Genomic DNA, 23033 nt, shown 5'->3' with positions numbered 1-23033 from the left:
GGCCGCGAGCGGGAAGGTGTTCCGAGTGGCCGCTCGACGCGGGGCGCGAGGGCGCCCCTCCGGAGGCCGGTCCCCGACCGACAAGCGACGACGTTTCGGAGGTTTCCATGCTCAAGGGCAAGCGTCACGGCCGGACGGCGCTGAGCCGGGAGGAACTCGCCGACCTGGACGCGCACTGGCGGGCGGCGAACTACCTCTCGGCGGGCCAGATCTACCTGATGAGCAACGCGATGCTGCGGGAGCCCCTGCGCCCGGAACACATCAAGCCCCGGCTGCTGGGCCACTGGGGCACCTGTCCGGGACTCAACCTCGTCCACACCCACCTCAACCGGGTGATCAAGGCCCGCGACCTGTCGGCCCTGGCGATCTGGGGCCCCGGTCACGGCGGGCCCGCCGTGCTCGCCAACTCCTGGCTCGAGGGCAGCTACAGCGAGACCTATCCGGACGTGAGCCGCGACGAGGAGGGCATGGACCGGTTCTTCCGCCAGTTCTCCTTCCCCGGCGGCGTCCCCAGCCATGTCGCCCCCGAGACACCAGGGTCCATCCACGAGGGCGGCGAGCTGGGCTACTCCCTCAGCCACGCTTACGGAGCCGCCCTCGACAACCCCGGTCTCGTCGTCGCCTGCGTCATCGGCGACGGCGAGGCGGAGACCGGCCCCCTCGCCGCCTCCTGGCACTCCAACAAGCTCCTCGACCCGGTCCACGACGGCGCCGTGCTGCCCATCCTCCACCTCAACGGCTACAAGATCGCCAATCCGACGATCCCGGCCCGGCTCCCGGAAGAGGAACTCGACGCGCTGCTGCGCGGCTACGGACACGAACCCCTCCACGTGACCGGCGACAAGCCCATGGAGGTGCACCGGGCCATGGCCGCCGCCATGGACGAGGCCCTGGACCGGATCGCCGCCTTCCAGCACGAGGCCCGGGACGCCGGCAGGACCGACCGGCCCCGCTGGCCCGTGATCGTCCTGCGTACCCCCAAGGGCTGGACGGGCCCCGCCGAAGTCGACGGCCACCCCGTCGAAGGCACATGGCGCGCCCATCAGGTGCCACTCCCCGGCGTCCGTGACGACCCCCGCCACCTGCGGCAACTGGAAAAGTGGCTGCGCTCGTACCGTCCCGGCGAGCTCTTCGACGAGCAGGGCAGGCCGCGCGCCCGGGTCCTCGCCTGCGTCCCCGAGGGCGACCGCAGGCTGGGCGCCACCCCGCACGCGAACGGCGGGCTCCTGCTGCGCGAACTGCCCATCGCCCCGCTCGAGCGCTTCGCGGTCCCCGTCGACAAGCCGGGCTCGACCATGCACGAGCCCACCCGGGTACTCGGGCAACTGCTCGCGCAGATCATGAAGGACACCGGGAACCGCCGAGACTTCCGTCTGGTCGGCCCGGACGAGACCGCGTCCAACCGGCTCGACGCGGTGTTCGACGCCAGCGGCAAGGCATGGCAGGCCGAAATCCTGCCCACCGACGAACACCTGGCGCGCGACGGCCGCGTCATGGAGATCCTCTCCGAGCACTGTTGCCAGGGCTGGCTGGAGGGCTATCTCCTCACCGGCCGCCACGGGCTGTTCTCCTGCTACGAGGCCTTCGTCCACATCGTCGACTCGATGGTCAACCAGCACATCAAATGGCTCAGGACCTCCCGGCGACTGCACTGGCGCGCCCCGGTCGCCTCCCTCAACTACCTGCTGACCTCGCACGTCTGGCGCCAGGACCACAACGGCTTCTCGCACCAGGACCCGGGATTCGTCGACCACGTACTCAACAAGAGCCCCGAGGTCGTCCGCGTCTACCTGCCGCCGGACACGAACACCCTCCTCGCCGTCGCCGACCACGCGCTGCGCAGCCGTGACTACGTGAACGTCGTCGTCGCCGGCAAGCAGCCCTGCTTCGACTGGCTCGGCATCGACGAGGCGCGCGCCCACTGCGCCCGCGGTGTCGGGGTGTGGGAGTGGGCCGGTACGGAGACGGGGGAATGCGAGCCGCACGCGGTGCTGGCCTGCGCCGGGGACGTCCCCACCCAGGAGGCCCTCGCCGCCGCCGAGCTGCTGCGCAGCAACCTGCCCGAGCTCGTCCTCAGGGTCGTCAACGTCGTCGACATGACGCGCCTGATGCCGAAGGAGGAGCACCCCCACGGAATGCCCGACTTCGAGTACGACGCCGTCTTCACCCGGGACAAGCCCGTGATCTTCGCCTACCACGGCTATCCGTGGCTGGTGCACCGGCTCGCCTACCGCCGGGCCGGCCACGCGAACCTGCACGTCCGCGGATACAAGGAGTTCGGCACCACCACGACACCGTTCGACATGGTCGTCAGCAACGACCTCGACCGCTATCGGCTGGTCATGGACGTCATCGACCGGGTGCCCGGGCTCGGGGCCCGTGCGGTCGCCGTACGCCAGTCCATGGCCGACGCCCGCACCCGCCACCACGCCTGGATCCGGGGACACGGCGTCGACATGCCGGAGGTCGCCGAGTGGGCCTGGAGCGGCTGAGCGCCGGGGAACCCTCGTGCGGCGGCGCTCGCGTGGCGGAACCCCGCGGGGTCGCGCAGCGTGGATGACGGGGTCTGCGAGAAAGGTGGAACGGCATGAGCACGAGCGATCCGGCTCCCCGAGTGGTCGTGGGCGTCGACGGCTCGCCCTCGTCGTACGCCGCGCTGCGCTGGGCCGTCCGGCATGCCGGCCTGATCGGGGCGACGGTGGACGCGGTGGCCGCGTACGAACTGCCGGGCGCGCACGGCTGGTCGGCCCCCGCGGTCGACACGGAGTTCGACGCCGAGGAGGCCAAGCGCGGCCTCGTGGAGGAAGTGCGGAAGGTCCTCGGCGAGACCGGTGAGACCCAGGTCCACGAGCGCCTGGTGCACGGCAATCCGGCCGAGGCCCTGCTGATCGCCGCCGAGGGGGCCGAACTCCTGGTGGTGGGCTCCCGGGGCCGCGGCGGGTTCGCCCGTATGCTCCTCGGCTCGGTGAGCCAGCAGGTCAGCCAGCACGCGCCGTGCCCCGTGGTGATCGTCCGTCCGGACGTGAAGGTGGGCGGCACCGGGTCCGGTACGACCTGACGGCACGGAGGCCGGCGTCCGCGGCGACCGCTCGCCGGCCTCCCAGCGAGCGACGGGCGCGGTCGTGGCCGGCGGACCGCCGGGCAGCCCGCCCGCCCCGGCACCCGGGTTCTCCTCCCGGTGTCCCGTCGCCGCACACCGGCCGGGCGCGCGGTGGCTCTACGCCGAGGTCGGGACACCGCCGCGGTTGCCTCCCTCCGCCTCTCCCCCCTGGTCGCCGTCTCCGTCCCCGCCGTTCCGCTGCCGGCCCGGCCGGCCGCCCGGCAGTCGGCGGGTGAACGGGTACGCCGCGAGCGTCACCCCGGCCGCGGTCAGGATCGCCGCCTTGAGGCTGCCGAGCTGCGCGTCGGCGTAGGAGGACACGAGGGCCTCCACCTCGGCGGGCGGCAGCCCGGCCTGCAGGGCCGCGGCCCGCACCTGCTCGGTTCCGACGAAGCTCACGCCTGCTTCGATGGCGATGCCGGTCTGCTCCCGGGCGGCGCCCGAGACGCGCGGGTCGTCCTCGATCTGCGTCGTGAACACGCCCACCAGCGCGCCGATCAGGATGGAACCCATGAGCGCGGTCCCCAGGGAGGACCCGAGATTCTGGGCCGTGTACTGCAGACCGCCGGCCTCGCTCCGGTCCGCCTCCCCGACTCCGGACTGCACCACGTTGCCGAGCTGTGAGGCGAGCAGCCCCATGGCCAGTCCCAGCAGGGCCATCGACGCCGCGAACTGCACGTCGTCGATCTGCGGCTCGATCCCGGCGAGCAGCCACAGCACCGCCGCGAACAGCACGAGCAGGCCGATCCGCACCACCGTTCTCGGGCCGGCGATCCGGCCGAGGAACGGCCCGCTCAGCGAGGCGACGAGCATGGTGACCGACACGGGCAGCAGCCTCAGGCCCGTCTGGAAGGCGTCGAAGCCGAGGACGACCTGCAGGTAGAGCGGAATGACGAAGAACAGGCCGAGCAGCACGAGGTTCTGGCACAGCAGCAGGGCCAGCCCCGCGCGCAGCGGGGGGATGCCGAAGAGGGAGAACCGCACGAGCGGGTCCCGGTCCCGGGCCTCCCGCCGGCGCTCCCAGGCCCGGAACAGCGCGAGCACCACCGCGCCCGCGGCGATCACGGCGAGTGTCGGCGAGAAGCCGAACACCGTGAACGGGGCGTTGCGCGGCTGCACCCACCCCCAGGAACTGCTCTGCAGCACTCCCAGGACCACCAGCCCGAGGCCGACGGCCGACAGCGCGGCGCCGAGCCCGTCGATCCGTACGCGGGGACCTGTGGCGGGGCGGTCGTCGATCCAGCGGATGCAGCACAGCAGCGCCAGGACCACGAGGACCTCACCGGCGAAGACCACCCGCCACGTCAGATAGGTCGTCACCCACCCTCCGAGGAGCGGTCCCACCGCGATGCCGGCACCCGCGAGCCCGCCGATGACGCCGTACGCGATGGCACGGTCGCGACCGCTGTAGGCGCCCGCCACGAGAGCGGCGAGCGCGGGCAGGACCAGCGCGGCGCCGAGCCCCTCGACGACCGACCAGCCGGCCGCCAGCACCCACAGCGCCGGGGCCACCGCCGTGATCGCGGAGCCCGCCCCGTAGACGGCCAGGCCCACGGCGAACGTCCGGCGCCGCCCGAACGCGTCCCCCAGCCGCCCTCCCGTGATCATGAAGGCTGCCATGACCAGGGTGTAGAGAGTGATCACGGCCTGGATCGCCGTGACCTCCGTGTCGAAGTCCTCGACCAGACGGCTGATCGACACGTTCATCACCGAGGTGTCCAGCACCATGAGGAACTGGGCCGTCCCGAGGACGAAAAGAGCCCGCCACCGCCGCATGGCCACACCTCCGGCAGTGATCGACGACATGGAGCGTCCGGTCTCAGCGTCCCAGCCGCGGTGACGGCGGGCGACCCAGGTGCCGTCGGCCGCCACGAAGTCCACCCCGGTGCCGCCCCGTCCGCCCCTCCTGCACGGTCGCGCGGGCACACGTGCACGGGGGATCCTGGAGCCAGGGCGGTACCGCGGCGCGGAGGTGCCGGTGCCGGCGGTGCGGCCCGTACGCGGGCGAGGAGGTACGCCATGGCACGGACGCTGGAATGGAAGGTCCGCATGTACCTGTCCGAGGAGGACGGCACGACCAGGGCCAGGATGGACCTGGACACCGGCACGGCGACGCTCACCGGCCGCGGGACCGCGCGGTGCAATCCGCAGGACCTGGACATCCCCGAGATCGGCGACGAACTGGCGGCGAGCCGCGCCATGAGCGACCTCGCCCGGCAGCTGATGCGGGTGGCGGACCAGGACCTGGAGGCGGTGGGCGCCGGGCCCGGGAACACGGTCCCGGCCCCCTACGGCTGGCCTTCGGCCTGACGGCCCCGGGCTCTCGGCGGCACCGCCGCCGGTCGGACCGCGCCGGCGGCGGGGACCCGGGACCTGTGGGCCCTGGCGGTACCCGTCGGGCGGTGATTCCATGGAAGTGACGGAAAGGGCTCCTACAGAGGACGCGGAGAAGCGGTCGGAACGCTCACCGCGCAATCAGGATCCACGAGAAGTGGATGGGCCCTTTCCGCCTTCCGTGCGCGCTGGGCCGGCAGGCAGTTGCCAGGCGGTGCCGCGCTCCCGCCCGCACACCCTCCCGCCGGCCGCGCACCTCCATCGCCGCCGGGCTACCGTGAGAACTGCGCGTAGCGCGCCATGACCGTTCGACACCGGCGGAGGTGTCATGGGCGGGGACGTCCGGAGCGAAGAGGGCCGGAGCGAGGGCCGGATCCCGCGGCTGAGGTTCGACGATCTGCTCGAAGAACTCCAGGTGCGCATCGACGAGGTGCGCGGCACCAGGGACAGGCTCAACGGCCTGCTGGAGGCCGTCCTCTCGGTGGGCCGGGGCCTGGACCTGCCGCAGGTGCTCCGCGAGATCGTCGAGGCGGCCGTCGTCCTCGTCGACGCCGAGTACGGGGCCCTCGGCGTGATCGGGGGCGACAAGCGCCTGTCGCAGTTCCTGCCCGTCGGCATCAGCGACCGGCTGCGTCGCCGGATCGGGGACCTGCCCTCCGGACACGGCCTCCTCGGCGAGCTCATCCGGCATCCCGCGCCACTCCGGCTCGCCGAGCTCGCGGACCACGAGGCGTCCTCCGGCTTCCCCGAGCACCACCCCCCGATGCACTCGTTCCTCGGTGTGCCCATCAGGGTGCGCGACGAGGTGTTCGGCAACCTCTACCTGACCGAGAAGCGCGGCGGGGCGGCCTTCGACGACGAGGACGAAGCGGTCCTGTCGACGCTCGCCGTCGCGGCCGGGATAGCCATCGAGAACGCCCGGCTGTTCGAGGAGACCCGCTCCCGTGAGCAGTGGCTCTCCGCGAGCGCCGAATGCACCAGCGCCCTGCTGTCCGGTGCCTCGGAGTCCGAGGTGCTGGAGATGATGCTCGACCGGGCCCGCCGGATATCCTCCGCCGACCTCGGGCTCGTCTACCTCACCGAACGTGACGGGAACCTGCGCTGCGCCCTCGCGCACGGCGAGGGCGCCGAGCGCCACCTCGGCGTGGTGCTGCCGCGCGGCGAGGGCACGCTCGCCAGGGCGGCCCTGCTCAGCGAGGACGGCATGATCACCACGCCCGACGCGCCCGGCGACCTCCGTGTCACGTTCCGGCCGGAACGCTGGCGGGACTTCGGGGCGGCGATGGCGGTGCTGGTGGGCGACCCGAAGAGGCTGCGCGGCGTGCTGATGCTGGCCCGAAGCAGGGGCCGCGCCGCGTTCGGCGAGACGGAGACCGCCCCGCTGTCCGGGTTCGCCGGCCAGGCGGCCCTCGCCATGGAACTGGCCGACCGCCGCCGGGACGCCGAACAGGTGAGCCTGCTGGCCGACCGCGACCGGATCGCCAGGGACCTGCACGATCTCGCCATCCAGCGGCTCTTCGCGACCGGGATGACGCTCCAGAGCGCCCAGCGCTTCGTGGACCATCCGGTGGCGGCGGAGCGGCTGGAGCGCGCCATCGACGACCTCGACTCCACGATCAAGATCATTCGTTCGACCATCTTCGGACTGCGCGAGCACGAGGCCGCCGGTGTGCTGCCGGGCCTCAGAGCGCGCGCCGTACGGGCCGTTGAGGAAGCCACCCCGGCCCTCGGTTTCGCGCCCGCACTGCGCATGGAGGGCCTCATCGACACCGAGGTGCCGCGCCGGGTCGCCGACGAGGCCGTCGCCGTGCTCGCCGAGGCCCTGGCGAACGTCGCCCGCCACGCCCGGGCGTCCAGGGCCGAGGTCACCATCGCCGCGCGCGCGGACCGGATGTCCGTCACCGTGACGGACGACGGCGTCGGCATCACCCCGCACGGCCGCCGCAGCGGACTGCGCAACATGGCCGAGCGCGCCGAGAAGTTGTCCGGTGAACTCGTCGTGACCCGCGGCATCGCCGGTGGCACCCGGCTGGTGTGGGCCGTACCCCTGCGCGAGAACGGCTGAGGGACACGGGCCGCGCCGCCCCGGGGCGCGGCCCGACGGCCGGGCCCGAGCTCAGGTACGGGGTTCGTCGTGTTCGTGGGCCTGTGCCGCGATGACGGCGGCCTGGACGCGGCGCTCCACGCCGAGCTTCGACAGCAGCCGCGAGATGTGGTTCTTGACGGTCTTCTCCGAGAGGTAGAGCCGCTTTCCGATCTGGCGGTTCGTCAGCCCCTCGCCGATCAGGTCGAGCACGTCGCGTTCCCGCTCCGACAGCGCCCCGAGGCGTTCGTCCTCGGCAGGCTGCGCGGTCTCCGGCGCCCGCAGCGAGTGCATCAGCCGCGCCGTCGTGGAGGGGTCGAGCATCGACTTCCCCGTGGCCACCGTCCGCACGGCGGAGATCAGGTCGGACCCCTTGATCTGCTTGAGCACATAACCCGCGGCGCCCGCCATGATCGCGTCGAGCAGCGCGTCCTCGTCGTCGAAAGACGTCAGCATCAGACACGCGAGCCCCGGCATGCGGGAGCGCAGTTCGCGGCACACGGTGACGCCGTCGCCGTCGGGCAGCCGGACGTCCAGGACCGCGACATGAGGGCGCAGCGCGGGCCCGCGGGCCAGGGCCTGCTCGGCGCTCGCCGCCTCGCCGACCACGTCCATGTCGGGTTCGGCGTCGAGCATGTCGTGCAGGCCGCGACGGACGACCTCGTGGTCGTCCAGGAGGAACACCCTGATGGGCGACTCCTCGGAGAAGACCGGTGCCTCGGACATCTGAGCCCTCCAGGTGTGTCGTCCCACCTGATCACGCGGGCACGCGGGAACGCGGCAACGGCGCCGGACCGTTCACCGGCGGCCTCCCTTCCCCCGCGTACACCGTCTCGTCCGCCGGCGCCCCGGCCCGCCGTCCCGGCAGCCGGGCCCTCGGCTCCTCGGTTGCCCGGCTCACGAGTGGCACGGCCGAACGGCCGCCACCGGTGTCCACTCGCGGACGAGTTCCTGCTCCACACAGTCGGCGAGGCGGTCCACCATGGCCGCGAGCGTCGGCGACAGCCCGGTGCCGAGCGACGAATCGGCTCCCTGCACCGCGTACACCACCAGCCGGTGCGGCAGCCGCCCGAGCAGCCGGGAGAGCTCCACGGCCTCGCTCAGCACACGGCTGTGCGGCTCTCCGCGCATGGGCAGGGCGAAATCTTCCGCGTCGAACTCCCGGCGGACGACCCTGCCGGGCTCGCAGGGATACGCGTGCGCACACGTCACGACCACCGCCAGGTCCGCGTCGTGCCACAGACCCACCAGCCGCGCGGGCTCCCCGTTGCAGGTCTCGAGGCCGACCTCCGGGGGGAGGCGCCGCTCGAAGGCGCGGGCGCGGAGTGCTTCCACGACGGCCCGGCCCACACCGTCGTCACGCCGGGAGTCGCTTCCCAGCCCGATGAGCGCGATACGTGTACGGAGGTCCATGGCGTGGCTCCTGTCGTGCTTCCACCACGCTGGCCCGCCGGCCGTCGGCGCGCATGGGCCGAACGGCCCCATTGACGGGACCACCCCGCCCGGGCCGGGGCGGGGACCCACCGGCACGGGGCGGCTGCCCCGCGCCACTGCGCGCGGGGCCGCCGGAGCGACGCCTATCCCGGAGGCGGCGCCGCTGGTCTCCCTGCCTGCCCGGCGCCCGCGGGCGCCGTCGGCTCGTGCACTCGGCACGTCCGGCCGTGTCCGTCTCAGTTGGCCAGCAGCGACTCCAGGATCGCTTCGTCCGGCGGCTTGATCCCCGCCCGGTTCATGGAGACGCAGTCCGGGTCGAGCCGGAGCCGCGCCAGCTCCCGCCCGGAGACTCCCCAGGCGTGCCACGACCAGCGCTCCCAGGCCAGCTGCGGCGGGTTGTACCAGCCGTCGCCGAGACCGGAGAGAACCGGCTGGGCCTCGTCGACGTCGGGCCCGATCCGGTACACCAGCCCGCCGAACACCGAGGCGAACACCTCTCCGCGCTGCACGGTCAGCTCCCCGTAGCTCGGCAGCCTGCCCGACCGCAGCACCGTACGCGTCTCCAGGTCCATGGCGAACCAGGTGCCCGCCAGCCGTTTGTAGACCCCGTACAGCACTCCGTCCAGCACCTCGATGTGCTGCAGGCTCGCGTACCCCTCGAAGGGCGCGATCTCCCACAGCACCTTGCGGCGCCACAGGTCGAAGGCGACGATCGTCGCGCTCGGCCGGGCCGGGGTCACGCTCCCGCCACCCCAGGTGTCACCGGCGAGATACGCGATCCGGCTGCCCAGCCTGTCGTCCAGGGCCAGGGACATCACGCTCTGGTCCGTGATCACGTCGTGGTACACCGTCAGCCGCCGTCTCACCCGGTCCGCCAGCGTCAGCGCGCCCTTGAGCCGGCCGGCCGGCGGGGCGGACGCGATCAGGAACTGGTCGATCGCCCGCGCGTAGACCATGTCCGTCGGCCGCTGCTGGTCGTTGTCGATGAACCCGAGCGACCGGATCCTGCCGCGGTCCGGGTCGAGTTCCAGCACCTCCGTACTCGGATAGAGCGCCGCGTACACGCGGTCGCCGGCCGTGCGCAGCTGCTTCGGCTCGCCGGACACCGGGATCCGCCGGCTCGTGCCCTGCGCCGGCCGGTGGGTCGTGATGGAGAAGTGCCCTCCGACGTGCACCGCTCCGCGCGTGCCCATGGTCATGGACTGCACGGGATCCGGGCCGGCCATGGCCGTGTCGATCAGTTCCACCGTGGTCGACCCGCCGCCCTTCAGGTCCAGCCACCACAGCCGGCCGCTGCCCGCACCGCCCAGGAGTCTCCCGTCCGGGAGCGGGAAGAGGGCGCGGTGCTCGTCCAGCGGTGTGGGCGCGGCGACCGGCACGAGGGCGTCGCCGTCGCGGCGGTAGACCGTGCCCGTCGGCCGTCCGACGCAGTACACCGTGCCGTCGGCGGTGGACGTGATCGCGTCGACGAGACGCTCCGCGGCCGGTATCGGGATGACCCGCGCGTCGCTCCCGTCGGGCGCCAGGTCCACGACGGACCTGCCGAACCCGCCGATCACCCGTCCACCCCGGGCGAGCAGGCACGCGGCCCCACCGTACGGCGTCGGCGTGATGGACCTCTTCGCGCCGGTGGCGCGGTCGTACGCGACGATGTGGCCGAGCGGGAGCGTGCCCGCGTAGACGTGGCGGTCGTCGGCGGCGATCGCCCGCACGTACTGTTCGCCGGGCATCGCGACGCCCAGGTTGCGCAGCACACCGGTCGCCGGCGAGTACTCCCAGACCTCGCCGCGCGGATAGGTGCCCGCGTACACCGTCCCGTCCGGCGCCGTCGTCAGGCACCAGACGAATCCGCCCGACGGCCCTATCGTGCCGAGCTGGGTGACCGACCCGGTCGCCGGGTCGAAGCGGTAGAGGTCCGGGACCGGGTACGTGCCCACGTACACCTGCCCGCCGGAGACCGTCGCCGCCCAGCCCCCCTCGCCGCGCGAGAGCCGCACCGTCCTCGTGAGCTTCCGCGACGCCAGGTCGATCTCGCCCAGCAGCGGTGGGTTCTGGCCACGCGCCACCACGTAGGCGTGACCGCCCAGGACGGTCATGCCGACGATCGCGGCCGTGTACGTCGCTATGCCGTACGTCGAGACCGCCGGACCCGAACAGTGCCCGGCCGTGCCGGCCGAAGCCGCTCTGCTCTCTGGGCCCGGGGCGCCCGGCGCACCCGTGCCGTCGGCCGTGCGGGCGTGAGCCGCGGCCGGGGCGAGCACGGGCCCCACCACGGACGCCGCGACGAGCCCGGCTCCGGCATGCAGTAACCGCCTGCGTTCCATGCGAGCCTCCCAGGGGATGCGGACCGTTCCCTAGAGGATGACCAGCGGCTTCTGCGGAAACACCTTGCCACGAGAGGTTTTTGATGCAGTTTCAGCCACTCGCCGGAAAGCGGGGCGGATGGGGCGTGCTGTCGGTAATGGGCCGGGGGGTGGACGAGGGGCGAGAACGAGCCCCGCCCGGCGCTCCCCGCATGGCCTGTTCGTCGCCGTACGCCATGAGTCGTCACCCTGTGTGAGGATCCGGGCGGGGCGCCCGGGGAGGTGACGGCCGAGGAGGCGTGCTGCGGCCACTCGGACCAACCGGCCGGCCGCGGGCGGCACGGTTCGCTGACGGCGGTTCGGCCCGGCGGCCGGCCCGGCTGAACCGCGCCGGTGCACCCGGCCGGAGCGCACCGCGCCGGGGCGGTCGGGCTTCGGGGCTCCTCCGGCGGCGGAACCCGTCACACCGGCCCGCCGGGTGTCCGCGGCGCGTGCACGGTGCATCCGGCCCGCGCGCGTGTCTTCCGGATTCCTGCAACGCGTTCTAGTCTGTGCCGCCGCAGGGAGCACGCCGGCACGAGACGCCTGGAGGGACCCGTGCACCTGGAATACACGCCGGGACAGCAGCGGCTGCGCGCCGAGCTGCGTGACTACTTCGACGGACTCGTCCCCGACAACGCCTACGCCCGCTACGGGGACCCCGCCGCGCAGAAGCGCTTCTACCGGGAGACGATCCGCCGCCTCGGCGCCGACGGCCGGCTCGGCGTCGGCTGGCCGGAGGAGTACGGCGGGCGCGGGATGACGCCGATGGAGCAGTTCATCTTCTTCGACGAGGCGGCGCAGGCGGGTGTGCCGCTCCCGCTCATGGCCCTGAACACCGTCGGCCCGACGATCATGCAGTACGGCACCGACGAGCAGAAGGCGTACTTCCTGCCCCGGATCCTCTCCGGTGAGATCGACTTCGCGATCGGCTACAGCGAGCCGGCCGCCGGCACCGACCTCGCCGCGCTCAGGACGCGTGCCGTACGCGAGGGCGACACGTACGTCGTCAACGGCCAGAAGATCTGGACCACCAACGGCGACACGGCCGACTGGGTGTGGCTCGCCGTCCGCACCGACCCGGACGCCCCGCCGCACAAGGGCATCACCATGCTGCTCGTGCCGACCTCCGACCCGGGGTACTCCTGCACCGTCATCAACACCCTCGCCTCGCACGACACCACCGCCAGCTACTACGAGGACGTCCGTGTGCCCGTCTCCCGCCGCGTGGGCGAGGAGAACAAGGGCTGGCGGCTGATCACCAACCAGCTCAACCACGAACGCGTCACCCTCGCCGCCCACGGCACCATGGCCATCCGCGCCCTCCACGACGTCCAGCGCTGGGCGGCGGAGACCAAGCTGGCCGACGGCCGGCGCGTCATCGACCTCGGTTGGGTACGGGGGCGGCTGGCCCGCACGCACACCCGGCTGGATGCGATGAAGCTGCTCAACTGGCAGATGGTCGGCGCGGTCCAGAACGGCACGCTCACCCCGCAGGACGCCTCGGCCGTGAAGGTGTACGGATCCGAGGCCCGCCGTGACGCGTACGCCTGGCTGATGGAGGTCGTCGGGGCCGCGGGCCCGCTCAAAGAGGGCTCGGCCGGGGCAGTCCTCCACGGCGAGCTGGAGCGCGGCTACCGGTCCGCCGTGATCTTCACCTTCGGCGGCGGCAACAACGAGATCCAGCGCGAGATCATCTCCTGGATCGGACTCGGCATGCCGCGCGTGCGGCGCTGACACCCCGCAGCGGAGGCGGCGGCCGGTCCGAAGGGCCGACCGCCGTCTCCGGGGCCACCCGTGGCGGCGGTCGTCGTGGTCGCCGCGAGTCGGTGCCCGGCGGTGACGGGAGCCGATGGCCCCGGCGCTCACTGCCCCCTGCGGATCTCGTCGAGCTTCTTCCCGAGCGCCTCCGTCTCCGCGATCAGCCGGTCGCGTGACCTCTGCTGCGCACGGTCTCCCTCTTCCCTGTACGCCTTGCTGAAATGCGGTTCGAGCTGGGTCCACCAGCCGTGGTCCAGCATCGCCCACGCCTGGGGGCACAGCGGGGCGCGGGACTTCGGGAGGTATCCCGCGCCGACCAGGGGTGCGTCGAACTTCTTCGGGTCGCTCCCCTCGAGGTGGCAGAGGAAGTTGAAGACGCGCTGCTGGGTGACGGGGTGATCGCTCGAGAGCCCCTCCAGCGTCAGTTCTCCTTCCTCGCGGGCGAGTTCGTCGAAAAGAACCGCGGTGGCCAACGACGGGCCCGGACCGACCTCGTTGACGGTGTAGAAGGACGCGAAGCCGTCGGCGGCGTCCTCCTCGAGGCCGAGGTTCGCGAGCAGCAGCTGACGCTGCAGGGCGTGGCCCATCTCGTGGCCGAAGACGAACTGGGTCGACAGTGCGGTCAGGTCGTCGGCGTTCCATTCGGTGCCGGGGATCACGGCGGGGCGCTCGACCGTCTTCACCACCTTGGCGAGAACCCCTTCGATCCGGGTCAGAAAGGCGGGCGGTACGTAGACGGTCCTGCCGTCGGGCTGGGTGACCGCGTCCGTGACCCCCGGCGGGACCCTGTCGGTGACTTTCACGACCATGTCGTGGGGGAGGGCGAGCGACTCGCCGACCCAGTCGGCGACCTCCTCGAGCACGCGGGACTCCCGGACCACCGTCACGGCGTGCCGGTCCTTCGCCTTGATCGCGCCGTCCTCGTAGAGGATCGTGACCTTGCCGCTCGCGTCGGCCTTGGCACCGTCGCCGCCGCACGAGGCGACGGCGAAGCCGGCGACGAGCAGCACGCCCGCGACGACCGTCCGGGACACGGCCGGGTAGCTGCCGCCGGCCGGACGCCCGGCAGGCTCCCCCGCACGGCCGGTGCGCCGGAGCGGCCCTTTGGGCCGTCGTGTTCTCCGGATCAGGTCCCGATGCCGCAGCAGCGATGCGAACACGGCGAGAGGGAACGGCGAGCGGTGACGCCGGTCCGCCCGTGACGACGGTCGGGTGCCGGAGGCGGAACTGGAAGCTGACATGCGCAACATGATCGACGGCCCCGAGGGGGCAATCGGCTATTTGCAGCGGGTTTCGCCGCTTTGCTGAGAGTGGCAGTGCCTGCGCCACGCCGTGTGCCGCCTCCCGCCCCCGTCTACCGCTCCGACTTCCCCTGGTCACGCGCCCAGGACCGGTACGCCTCCACGGCGGTCGGCAGCGTGGGGAAGATCCGGTCCTCGCCGACCGACGCGGTCAGGCCGTAGGCGTCCAGTTCCGCGCGCAGGTCCTGCTTGACGCGTGCCAGGGCGAAGACGATGCCGCGACCGGTCAGTTCCTCGCGCACGGCGTCGACGGAGTCGAGCGCGGTGATGTCGACCTCCACGTTCGCCTCGGTGTTCAGCACGAACCACCGCACCGGGCTCTCCTGTTCGTCCACGGCCGCCAGGACGCGGCGGCGGAAGTCCTCCGCGTTGGCGAAGAACAGGGGTGAGTCGTAGCGGTAGACCAGCAGCCCGGGGACGACCCGCGCCTCGGGGTAGTCGTCCACGTCGTGCATCCCCGCCATGCCCGGTACCAGGCCCTGGACGGCGTCGTGCGGGCGCGCGACCCGGGTCAGCAGCTCTGCCACCGACAGGGCCACGGCCAGCAACACTCCGTACAGGATGTCCACGACGAGCACCCCGAACAGGCAGCCGAGGGCGAGCAGCAGCTCCCGGCGGCGGAAGGACGCCAGACGCCGGTACCCGGCCAGGTCGATCATCCGTACCGCCGCGTAGACGACCAGTGCCCCCAGCACGGCCGTCGGTGTGCTGCGCAGCAGCGGACCGAGGAACAGCAGCACCGCGACCACGAGGGCGCCGGCGACGAGCCCGTAGACCTGCGTGTGCGCGCCCGCCGACCGGGCGAGCGCCGTCCGACTCGCGCTGCTGCTCACCGGGAAGCCCCGCAGCACACCTGCGCCGAGGTTCGCCGCGCCCAGGGCCAGCAGCTCCCGGTTGGGGTCCAGCCGCGGTCCGCCGTCCTCCGCGACGAAGGCGCGCGCCGTGAGAATGAAGTCGGTGTAACCGACCAGCAGAACCCCGACGGCCGGCAGCAGCAGCCCGGGGATTTCGGCGAGGTCCGGCAGGGCGAAGCCGGGCAGACCGGCCGGGACCTCTCCCACCACCGCGATGCCGCGGGCCTGGAGATCGAACACCGCCACGGCGGCCGTCCCGAGCGCCACCACCAGCAGCGGACCGGGAAACGCGCGGGGGAGACCCAGCGCCCCGAAGAGCAGGACCAGGGACAGGGCGCTGAGGACGACCGTTCCCGCATGCGCCTCCGACAGATGCGACAGGAAGGACGCGAGCTGAGGGAGGAAGCCCGAACCCTCCGTCGGTACGCCCGTCAGTTCGGTCAGCTGATCGACCATCATGATCAGCGCCACGCCGGTGAGATAACCCACCAGCACGGGCCGCGACAGCAGATCGGCGACGAACCCGAGCCGGGCCGCCCACGCCACGAGGCACATGAGGCCGACGGCGACGGCCAGAGCGGAGGCCAGGACGGCGTAGCGCACGGGGTCGCCCCCGGCGAGAGGCGCGACGACGGCCGCGGTCATCAGCGCGGTCGTCGACTCGGGACCGACCGACAGCAGCCGTGACGTGCCAAGCAGCGCATACATGGCGAGGCCAGGCAGGATCGCCCACAGGCCCACCACCGGCGGCAGTCCGGCGACCGTCGCGTACGCCATGACCTGCGGCACGAGGTAGGCGGCGACGGCGAAACCGGCCGGCAGGTCACCGCGCAGCCAGTCCCGCCGGTACGCACCGAGCACCGCGAGGCCGGGAACGGCCCGGTGGAGGCCGCCCCCCGGTACCGGGGTCCGGTCAGTCATCGATCCGCTTCTCGCGTTCCCTCTTCGCCCCGGTCCCCGCCCCGCGCTTCGCCCCTGGACCCGACGCGGACCCGGGCCCCGGCGCCGGAAGCGGCCCGGGCGCCGATACCGGCCCCGGCTCGGGCACGGCCCTCGCCCCCGGCCGTGAGCTGCGGGCCGGGAACTTGCCGAGCTCCCACAGGAGCAGGAGCGCGACGGCGGACAGCGGCGCCCGACCGAACTGGCGCGGATCGAACTCGGTGGTGCCGAGGATGCCGCGGAAACCGTCCGTCTGGGTCACCAGCACCACGAGGGCGAGCTGCGCCGGCGCCACCCGGTTCATCCGCCTGCCGTCGAACGTGCTCGTCAGTGCGCCCGCCCGGGCCGAGGAGAGGCCTGCCGCCGGCTCCACGCCGAGTGCGGACGCGCCGTCGTGCGGGGAGCGGGCGTACCAGGGGACGGGCGTCCCGGGATCCCCCGCCGGCCGGTTCGGCTGCGTTGTCATCTTCGGCCTCCGGTCCGGACCGATCCGCCCGGCCCCGGGCGCCCCGCCAGACCCGCCCGGTGGTGTCCACGGGACACCCTCAGGTCCGCTTGCGCCGTTTCGCCGGAGGCGCCCCGGCCGGCGAGTCCTTCGCCCCGGCACCACGGTCGCCTCGGCTCCGCCCGCCGCGGCCACGGGCCCCGGGGTGCGCTGCCGCATAGGGATCGGCGGGGGCGCCTTCGGGAGCCTCGGCCTCCAGTTCGCGCCGGGCCGCGCGGAGGTCCAGCCGGGCCGCCTTGCCGACGACCGGGTACCGGGGATCGATGTCCATCAGCGTGTGGGCGAGCACCGCCGCGGTGCAGATGCGCGCGAACCACTTCCGGTCCGCGGGCACGACGTACCACGGTGCCCACTCGGTGCTGGTCGCCGACAGCATCTCGGAGAACGCCCGCTGGTAGTCGTCCCACCGCCGGCGCTCCAGGGCGTCCGAGGCGGAGAACTTCCAGTTCTTCTCCGGCAGATCGATCCGCTTCAGGAAACGGACCCGCTGCTCCTCCTTGGACAGGTTCAGGAAGACCTTCACCACCTTGAACCCGTTGTCCGTCAGATACCGCTCCCAGCCGTTGATCTCCCGGTACCGGCGGTCCCAGATCTCCGGGCCCCGTGCGTCCCGCGGCAGCCGCTGCCGGTCCAGGTTCTCCGGATGCACCCGTACGACCAGGACCTCCTCGTAGTGCGAGCGGTTGAAGATGGCGATGTCGCCGCGAGCGGGCAGCCTGCGCGCATAGCGCCACAGGTAGTCGTGGTCGAGCTCCTCGGCGGACGGCACCTTGAAGCTGCTGACCTTCACGCCCTGCGGGTTCACCCCGCTCATCACGTGCCGGATCGTGCCGTCCTTGCCCCCGGCGTCCAGCGCCTGGAGGCAGAGCAGCACACCGAACGTGTCCTGGGCCGCCAGCCGGTCCTGGTACTCGGCGAGCAGCGAGACACCCGCCCTCAGCAGCTCGACGCCGGTCTCCTTCTTGAGGCCGGCCTGGTAACGGGGGTCGAAGTCCTTGCGCAGGTTCACCCGCGAACCCGGCTTCACCCGCAGTGGTTCGATCAGCCGCGCGATGCGCTCGGCCCTCTTGTCCACCATCGACGGCCCGCCTCCTCACTGTCGTCGGACTCCGAGGAGCGACGGGGCGCACGAGAGGCACGGGGAGGAGTGCACCCCCTCCAGAATCGCCCCGGGCACCATGCCGCGCCAGCGCGTCCCGCCCGCCGCGGCGGCACCGGCCGGGGGGAGGGAACATCGGTGCCCACCGTCGGGGTGCTCTTCGGCGGTGGACCGCAGGGCCGTTCCCGGCCGCCCCGCGGTGACCGCGCGACGGCCTCACGGCGGGGGAACGACGATGACCGGGCAGCTCGCACGGTGCAGCAACCCGTGCACCACCCGGCCCAGTCCGATGCCGGTGCCGAGATGGCGGTGCGACCGGCCGACGACGACCGCGAGCGCCGTCGAGGAAGCCCCCACAAGTTCCTCCACCGGGTCGCCGACGAGCACCTCTTGGGCCACTGCCACGCCGGGGTGCCTGCCCGACCAGCCGGCGACGGCCTCCGCGAGCAGCCCGCGCTGCCGCTCCCTCGCGCGCTCCCGGTGCGTGAACGGCAGTAAGGGCGGCTCCCTCACGGAGACCGCGCTCAGCGCGACGCCACGCACGGCCGCCTCGGCAAAGGCGAACCCGATGGCGGCGGTGGAGGGGGAGTCCGCGTCGACACCCACGACCAGGTGCGGCGGGCCGGCACGCGCGGACAGCGGTTCGCGCACCACGACGACCGGGCAGCGGGCCCGGGCGGTGAGGGGCGCGACGACCGAACCGGCGCTGAGCAGCTCCTTGAGGCGGTTGAGGCCGTGTGAGCCGACCACGACCGACTGCGCGTGCCGGGAACCGGCGGTCAGACCGGCGACGGGGCTTCCGTCGTACACCTCCATGATCAGTTCCGGCGGCGGGTTGTCGCCCCCGGCCCATCCAGCGGCCGACTCCAGCACCTGCGTGGCCTGCGCGCGCAATGACGGGCGCTGCGGTTCGTCGTCGCGGTGCCGGGTGCCCCCGAGCCACGGCACGGCAACCACCAGTCTCAGGGGCAGGCGCCTGAGCCGGGCCTCCTCGGCCGCCCACGAGACCGCCGCACGCGATGGGTACCGAGGGTCCAGACCGACGATCACCTCGCGTTCCGCGGTGACGCCGTCGATGGCAGGGCCCCCCATGGCCGTCTCGTCCGCGGCTCCCTCGTCCATGGATTCGTTGTTCACGGCTGCCTCGGCTTCGTCGTTCACGGCTGCCTCGTCCATGACTCCCTCCCCGCCCCAGGGGCGACGCTCCACCGGCGATGGCACGGTTCGGGCCGGTGATGGCGCGGCCGGGGACCGCCTTCGGGGTCCGGCACCGTCGCGGCCCGTGGGGGCCGGCTCGCGCCGGGAGCCGCTGCCCGCCCGGCGGCTCAGGCCGGGACGGAAGGGGCCGCGCCGCTCGTCAGGCTCCCGGGCGGCCGGACCACCGCGGTTCGACGACGGCCCATTCCGTTTCCCATGTCTCCAGTGTCCGCCGCTCCAGCCGGCGCGCACGGAGGTGGAAGAGGCCCAGGGACGCGGCCGAGAGGACGGCGAACACCGACACGCCGGCGAGCGCCGATGCCATGATCACATCCGAGTCGGTACGGGGACTCGTCGTGACCCCTCCGTCCTCGTCGACCCAGATCCGGACCGGGCTTCCGGCCGGAGTGCCGACCGGTACCTCCACGAGGCCCTTGTGCCGGAGTATCCCGGGGCCCTTCCACGTCGCTTCGGCGAGAGCCTCGTTGGAGAAGCCGGACCCGCTGTCGCCCGCCCTCCCCTCCGCTGGCGCCAGGGTCGTGGCGACGACCTGCTGCCTCTGCCGTTGGTCGTTCAGGGCGCGCCGGTGCTCGGCGCTCCACGTCCCCCAGGCGGCTGCTACGGCCAGCGCGAGTGCCACCACCACGGCGAGCGCGCATGCCGTCACCAGCCGGCTGTGCACGCGGTCGGCCGGGCGGACGAGCGGCCCCGTGTCCCGGCCGGCGGCGCGGAGCAGATGCCGCCACAAGGTGTTCCGCGCCGTTCCCTGCTGCTGGGGCTCGGAGAGATCATGCGGCATGACGGGCCTCCCTGCTGAAACCGCCCGTGGCTCGCGAGTCCGGCGTGATGGTCGCGCTCACCCCGCGTGCTCACCCCACTCTGCGTCCTTCGCCGGGGCGGCTCGTAGGGGCGACCGTCCCCCGCCGTGGGCCGGTCGGCCCTTCCGGGGGCCGTTCGGACTCTGCCTCCGCCGCTCCCGCGCGGGGAGGCTGAAGTCCGGGCAGGCCGTCGGCGCCCGCCGCCGCGTCGACCCGAGCCCCGCCGTCCCCGTCGCTCCCCCTGCGGGCCCCTCGAGTCCCGCCGTCACCGCCACCGCCGGTCCCGTGGTCGCGTGGTCGCGTGGTCGCGTGGTCGCGTGGTCCCGTGGTCCCGTGGTCCCGTGGTCCCGTGGTCCCGTGGTCCCGTGGTCCCGTGGTCCCGCCGTTCGTTCCCCAGGAGGTCGTCGTCATGCCGCATGTGACCGTCGGTGTGGACGGATCAGCCGAGAGTGCCGCCGCGGCCGAGTGGGCGGCCCGCGAAGCCGTACTGCGGAAGGTCGCCCTGCGCCTCGTACTCGTGGCGGACTCGCCGGATCCGCCCCGTGGCGGCGCGGACGAGGGGGGCTCGGGCGACGACGTGCTGTCCGGCACCGCGCAAGCCCTGCGCGCCGGGTGCCCCGGACTCGAGGTCCGCGTGGACCGGCTGTCCGGCAGGCCCCCGCCCGTCCTGGCCCGCGAAGCGGCCGAGGCCGAGCTCGTGGTGCTCGGCTCCCGCGGCCTGGGGAGCGTCAGGGGATTCCTCCTCGGGTCCGTGGCGATGGCGACGATCATCGAGACCGACCGGCCGGTCGTCCTCGTGCGGCCCGACCGCCGGCCGCGTCCGGAGGGCGAGGCGTACGCGGAGCCGCTCTCGGCGGACCGGCCGCGTTCCGGTCGGAGCCGGGAGGCCGCCGACGATTCCGGCCCGGTGGTCGTCGGTGTGGACGTCCGCGAGGCATGCGAACCGGTCCTGGACTTCGCGTTCGGCGAGGCGGCCCTGCGCGGTTGCCGCCTCGGCGCGGTGCACAGCTGGTCGCTTCCGCCCTTCGGACGGGACGCGCTGGCACTCGAAATGGCCCTGCGGGAGATGCGGCCGGATGTGGTCGCAGAGCTCGGGAAGGTCCTCGCGCCCTGGCGGCAGCGGTACCCTTCGGTCGGCGTCGACGAACTCGTGCCGGTCGGCGGCGCATCCGAGCGGTTGGTGCACGCAGCCGAGGGTGCCGCTCTCGTGGTCGTGGGCCGGCGGGTCCGCACCTCGCGCGTCGGTGCACACGTCGGGCCCGTGACCCATGCGGTGATCCACCACTGCGAATCTCCGGTGGCCGTCGTGGCCCACGACTGAGCGCATGACCCGGCCCGGCGCCGTACGCCCGGTGCGTGCGTCCCGGGTGGGCCCAGAGGGACCACCGCGGGGCCGTCCGGCCCAAGCGGCCCGGACGCGGTGCCGGACACGCTGAACGGGTCTCCGCTGCCGACCGGATGTGACGAGAGGTGAACGACGATGCCGAGCGCATCCCCCGACGCACCGGGTACCCCGAACGGACCGGGTACCCCGAACGGACCGGGCGCCGGATCTCCCGAGGGACCGGGTACCGGGACCTCGTGGCGACCGGGCAGCGACATCGGCCGCAGGCTGGCGGCCCGTCGCCGGCAACTCGGGCTCACCCGGGAGGACGTGGCGGCGCGCAGCGGCGCGGCCACCACCTACATCCAGTACCTGGAGGAGTGGCCGGCCGCACCGGAGGCGGCCACGTTGCAGCAGATCGCCGCCGCCCTGGAGACGACGGTGGCCGAACTGTCCGGCGGGACGGCGGACGAGCCGCCGGGGCTGGGCGTCGCCCTGCGAACCGCCCGGCTGGCCGAACTCGACGAGACGGAGTGCCGGGCCCTGATGGCGGCGCACGGAGTCGGACGGATCGGGGTGCTGACACCCGAGGGACCGGCCGTCGTGCCGGTGAACTACCTCGTCGACGGGACCGACATCGCCTTCCGCACCGCGCTCGGCAAGGTGCCCGCCTTCGCCGCCGGCAGCGAGGTCGCCTTCGAGGTGGACCGCGTGGACGAGGCCTTCAGCAGCGGGTGGAGCGTGCTGGCGGTGGGAACGGCGCGCGCCGTCACCGATGAGGACGCGGTCCGGCGCCTCGCGGAACTGGCCCCGACGACACCCTGGGCGGGAGGGCCGCGCGACCTGTGGATCGTGCTCTCGCCCACCCGCCTCACCGGGCGCAGGATCGTCGCCGCGGCGCACTGAGGCACGGTCTCCTGCGGTCTCCGGCACGAACTCCGGCACGTCCTACGCGAACTCCAGCACGTCCTCCACCGGGCGGCGAGGGGTCTCCGGGCCCTCGGGGCCGTACCCGAGGCGGATCACCATCTGCACATGCCCCATCGGAGAGCTGGGATCCCTCAGTGCCCAGCGGAGTTCCGGCCATTCCAGGGCCTGGGACGTCAGGGACGTGACGAGACCGTCCGAGGTGGCCTGGAGGAGGACGCGTTCCAGCGCCTGCCCGGCCGTGAGCCAGTCGAGGACGTTGTCGTGGGGGGTTCCCAGCAGGGCGAGTTGGGGCCGCTTCTCGAACGTGGCGCTGCCGCGGCCGGCCACCGCCCGTCCGGCGGCGAAGTCCCGTACCGGGGCTGTGACATCGTGCTGCCGGGGTCCGAAGGCGTGTGCCGGGATACCGTCCCCGGACGATGTCGCGCCGCCCGGTGCGCCGGTCCAGCGCAGCAGTTCCTCCCGTGCCTCCGGGTCGAGCGACTCGCGGCTCTCGGCGTCGTGCAGCAGGTCCAGCACCTCCTGTACGTGCCAGGCACCGGGCATGTGGAGCCGCGCACCCTCCATCCGTGCGGCGGCGCGCAGCCCGTCCAGAATGCCGCTGGGGACGTCCTCGTCGGTGAACGGGAAGCGACTGGTGTGACGCCGGTGAATCGCGGGGTGGAGGGCGGCCAGGTCGTCGTCGGGCCGTACCGGACGGTCCGTGTCGACCTCCGCCAGGAGCCACGGCTCGGCCGGATCGGGGAGCAGTGCGGTGTCCGGCTCCCTCCCCGCGTGGGCGACCGCGACCCTCAGGTTGAACAGTGCCGCGCCGCAGCCGAGATGCAGGGCGCGCTGCTCGGGGTCGGCCCTCGTCATGGCCCGCCCGGGATCCCCGAAGAGCCGGATCGCACCGCGGTCGGCGAGGTACCGGAACCGCCACGGCTGGGCGTTGTGCATGGACGGGGCCGCCGTGGCGTCCCGTACGAGGGTGGTGACGACGGTCGCGTCGAGGGGCTCTGCGGTCATGTCGCGC

Annotated in this window: 18 protein-coding genes; 7 read left to right on the top strand and 11 right to left on the bottom strand. The window is 73.1% G+C overall.

The window, feature by feature from the left end:
- The first annotated feature begins 107 nt into the window (after nt 1-107).
- A complete protein-coding gene (locus BLT82_RS06105; protein ID WP_093652802.1) occupies nt 108-2492 on the top strand; it encodes a phosphoketolase family protein in 2385 nt (794 codons plus the stop codon).
- A 95-nt stretch (nt 2493-2587) separates the two neighbouring features.
- Nucleotides 2588-3058, top strand: a complete 471-nt coding sequence (locus BLT82_RS06100) for a universal stress protein (RefSeq protein WP_244291857.1) — start codon at nt 2588-2590, stop codon at nt 3056-3058.
- A 159-nt stretch (nt 3059-3217) separates the two neighbouring features.
- Here BLT82_RS06100 and BLT82_RS06095 read toward each other — a convergent pair whose 3' ends face one another.
- Nucleotides 3218-4876, bottom strand: a complete 1659-nt coding sequence (locus tag BLT82_RS06095) for an MFS transporter (protein WP_244291874.1) — start codon at nt 4874-4876, stop codon at nt 3218-3220.
- A gap of 243 nt (nt 4877-5119) precedes the next feature.
- Here BLT82_RS06095 and BLT82_RS06090 point away from each other — a divergent pair, with 243 nt between their 5' ends.
- Together BLT82_RS06090 and BLT82_RS06085 are read left to right on the top strand one after the other, a co-directional pair.
- Complete coding sequence (locus BLT82_RS06090) at nt 5120-5410, top strand: DUF1876 domain-containing protein (RefSeq protein WP_093652800.1); 291 nt, start codon at nt 5120-5122, stop codon at nt 5408-5410.
- Between the two features lie 352 nt (nt 5411-5762).
- Entirely contained in the window at nt 5763-7499 is a 1737-nt protein-coding gene (locus tag BLT82_RS06085) for a sensor histidine kinase (protein WP_093652799.1), read from the top strand.
- A 51-nt stretch (nt 7500-7550) separates the two neighbouring features.
- On the opposite strand, the gene BLT82_RS06080 is transcribed toward BLT82_RS06085, so the two are convergent.
- The 3 genes from BLT82_RS06080 to BLT82_RS06070 all read right to left on the bottom strand — a co-directional run bounded on the left by BLT82_RS06080 (nt 7551) and on the right by BLT82_RS06070 (nt 11275).
- The gene (locus tag BLT82_RS06080) at nt 7551-8243 is read right to left on the bottom strand and encodes a response regulator (RefSeq protein WP_093652798.1); all 693 of its coding nucleotides are present in this window, start codon (nt 8241-8243) and stop codon (nt 7551-7553) included.
- 171 nt (nt 8244-8414) lie between these two features.
- Nucleotides 8415-8930 (bottom strand): hydrogenase maturation protease, encoded by a 516-nt coding sequence (locus tag BLT82_RS06075; protein WP_093652797.1) that lies wholly within the window; start codon nt 8928-8930, stop codon nt 8415-8417.
- Between the two features lie 257 nt (nt 8931-9187).
- Complete coding sequence (locus BLT82_RS06070) at nt 9188-11275, bottom strand: YncE family protein (protein WP_093652796.1); 2088 nt, start codon at nt 11273-11275, stop codon at nt 9188-9190.
- Nucleotides 11276-11851: 576 nt separating this feature from the next.
- Here BLT82_RS06070 and BLT82_RS06065 point away from each other — a divergent pair.
- Nucleotides 11852-13030, top strand: a complete 1179-nt coding sequence (locus BLT82_RS06065; protein WP_093652795.1) for an acyl-CoA dehydrogenase family protein — start codon at nt 11852-11854, stop codon at nt 13028-13030.
- Between the two features lie 128 nt (nt 13031-13158).
- On the opposite strand, the gene BLT82_RS06060 is transcribed toward BLT82_RS06065, so the two are convergent.
- The 6 genes from BLT82_RS06060 to BLT82_RS06035 form a co-directional block, all read right to left on the bottom strand.
- A complete protein-coding gene (locus BLT82_RS06060; RefSeq protein WP_244291856.1) occupies nt 13159-14088 on the bottom strand; it encodes a DUF4344 domain-containing metallopeptidase in 930 nt (309 codons plus the stop codon).
- Nucleotides 14089-14408: 320 nt separating this feature from the next.
- A complete protein-coding gene (locus BLT82_RS06055; protein WP_093652793.1) occupies nt 14409-16130 on the bottom strand; it encodes a SulP family inorganic anion transporter in 1722 nt (573 codons plus the stop codon).
- Nucleotides 16123-16614, bottom strand: coding sequence for a hypothetical protein (locus BLT82_RS06050; protein ID WP_093652792.1), 492 nt, complete (start codon nt 16612-16614; stop codon nt 16123-16125). Before BLT82_RS06050 ends, BLT82_RS06055 begins: the two co-directional genes overlap by 8 nt.
- A gap of 79 nt (nt 16615-16693) precedes the next feature.
- A complete protein-coding gene (locus BLT82_RS06045; RefSeq protein ID WP_093652791.1) occupies nt 16694-17731 on the bottom strand; it encodes a polyphosphate kinase 2 family protein in 1038 nt (345 codons plus the stop codon).
- A gap of 237 nt (nt 17732-17968) precedes the next feature.
- Nucleotides 17969-18928 (bottom strand): universal stress protein, encoded by a 960-nt coding sequence (locus BLT82_RS06040; RefSeq protein ID WP_244291855.1) that lies wholly within the window; start codon nt 18926-18928, stop codon nt 17969-17971.
- 181 nt (nt 18929-19109) lie between these two features.
- Nucleotides 19110-19748, bottom strand: coding sequence for an Rv1733c family protein (locus BLT82_RS06035; protein ID WP_093652790.1), 639 nt, complete (start codon nt 19746-19748; stop codon nt 19110-19112).
- Nucleotides 19749-20176: 428 nt separating this feature from the next.
- Between BLT82_RS06035 and BLT82_RS06030 the strand changes: the two genes are divergently transcribed.
- Together BLT82_RS06030 and BLT82_RS06025 are read left to right on the top strand one after the other, a co-directional pair.
- A complete protein-coding gene (locus tag BLT82_RS06030) occupies nt 20177-21088 on the top strand; it encodes a universal stress protein (protein WP_093653001.1) in 912 nt (303 codons plus the stop codon).
- A gap of 159 nt (nt 21089-21247) precedes the next feature.
- On the top strand, nt 21248-21997 hold the full coding sequence (locus BLT82_RS06025; RefSeq protein ID WP_093652789.1) for a helix-turn-helix domain-containing protein: 750 nt from the start codon (nt 21248-21250) through the stop codon (nt 21995-21997).
- A gap of 42 nt (nt 21998-22039) precedes the next feature.
- Here the strand turns inward: BLT82_RS06025 and BLT82_RS06020 are convergent, their stop codons facing one another.
- Entirely contained in the window at nt 22040-23026 is a 987-nt protein-coding gene (locus BLT82_RS06020) for an Acg family FMN-binding oxidoreductase (RefSeq protein ID WP_093652788.1), read from the bottom strand.
- Nucleotides 23027-23033: the final 7 nt, after the last annotated feature.

Origin of the sequence: Streptomyces wuyuanensis (assembly GCF_900103455.1) — a bacterium.
Taxonomy (GTDB): Bacteria; Actinomycetota; Actinomycetes; order Streptomycetales; family Streptomycetaceae; genus Streptomyces; species Streptomyces wuyuanensis.
This window is presented reverse-complemented; position numbering and strand designations above follow the sequence as displayed.

What these genes read in the sequence shown, in the direction of transcription:
- BLT82_RS06080 (WP_093652798.1), bottom strand. Translation starts at nt 8,243, where the DNA reads ATGTCCGAGGCACCGGTCTTCTCCGAGGAGTCGCCCATCAGGGTGTTC.
- BLT82_RS06035 (WP_093652790.1), bottom strand. Translation starts at nt 19,748, where the DNA reads ATGCCGCATGATCTCTCCGAGCCCCAGCAGCAGGGAACGGCGCGGAAC.
- BLT82_RS06050 (WP_093652792.1), bottom strand. Translation starts at nt 16,614, where the DNA reads ATGACAACGCAGCCGAACCGGCCGGCGGGGGATCCCGGGACGCCCGTC.
- BLT82_RS06040 (WP_244291855.1), bottom strand. Translation starts at nt 18,928, where the DNA reads ATGGACGAGGCAGCCGTGAACGACGAAGCCGAGGCAGCCGTGAACAAC.
- BLT82_RS06095 (WP_244291874.1), bottom strand. Translation starts at nt 4,876, where the DNA reads ATGCGGCGGTGGCGGGCTCTTTTCGTCCTCGGGACGGCCCAGTTCCTC.
- BLT82_RS06020 (WP_093652788.1), bottom strand. Translation starts at nt 23,026, where the DNA reads ATGACCGCAGAGCCCCTCGACGCGACCGTCGTCACCACCCTCGTACGG.
- BLT82_RS06070 (WP_093652796.1), bottom strand. Translation starts at nt 11,275, where the DNA reads ATGGAACGCAGGCGGTTACTGCATGCCGGAGCCGGGCTCGTCGCGGCG.
- BLT82_RS06075 (WP_093652797.1), bottom strand. Translation starts at nt 8,930, where the DNA reads ATGGACCTCCGTACACGTATCGCGCTCATCGGGCTGGGAAGCGACTCC.
- BLT82_RS06100 (WP_244291857.1), top strand. Translation starts at nt 2,588, where the DNA reads ATGAGCACGAGCGATCCGGCTCCCCGAGTGGTCGTGGGCGTCGACGGC.
- BLT82_RS06030 (WP_093653001.1), top strand. Translation starts at nt 20,177, where the DNA reads ATGCCGCATGTGACCGTCGGTGTGGACGGATCAGCCGAGAGTGCCGCC.
- BLT82_RS06045 (WP_093652791.1), bottom strand. Translation starts at nt 17,731, where the DNA reads ATGGTGGACAAGAGGGCCGAGCGCATCGCGCGGCTGATCGAACCACTG.
- BLT82_RS06025 (WP_093652789.1), top strand. Translation starts at nt 21,248, where the DNA reads ATGCCGAGCGCATCCCCCGACGCACCGGGTACCCCGAACGGACCGGGT.
- BLT82_RS06085 (WP_093652799.1), top strand. Translation starts at nt 5,763, where the DNA reads ATGGGCGGGGACGTCCGGAGCGAAGAGGGCCGGAGCGAGGGCCGGATC.
- BLT82_RS06105 (WP_093652802.1), top strand. Translation starts at nt 108, where the DNA reads ATGCTCAAGGGCAAGCGTCACGGCCGGACGGCGCTGAGCCGGGAGGAA.
- BLT82_RS06055 (WP_093652793.1), bottom strand. Translation starts at nt 16,130, where the DNA reads ATGACTGACCGGACCCCGGTACCGGGGGGCGGCCTCCACCGGGCCGTT.
- BLT82_RS06090 (WP_093652800.1), top strand. Translation starts at nt 5,120, where the DNA reads ATGGCACGGACGCTGGAATGGAAGGTCCGCATGTACCTGTCCGAGGAG.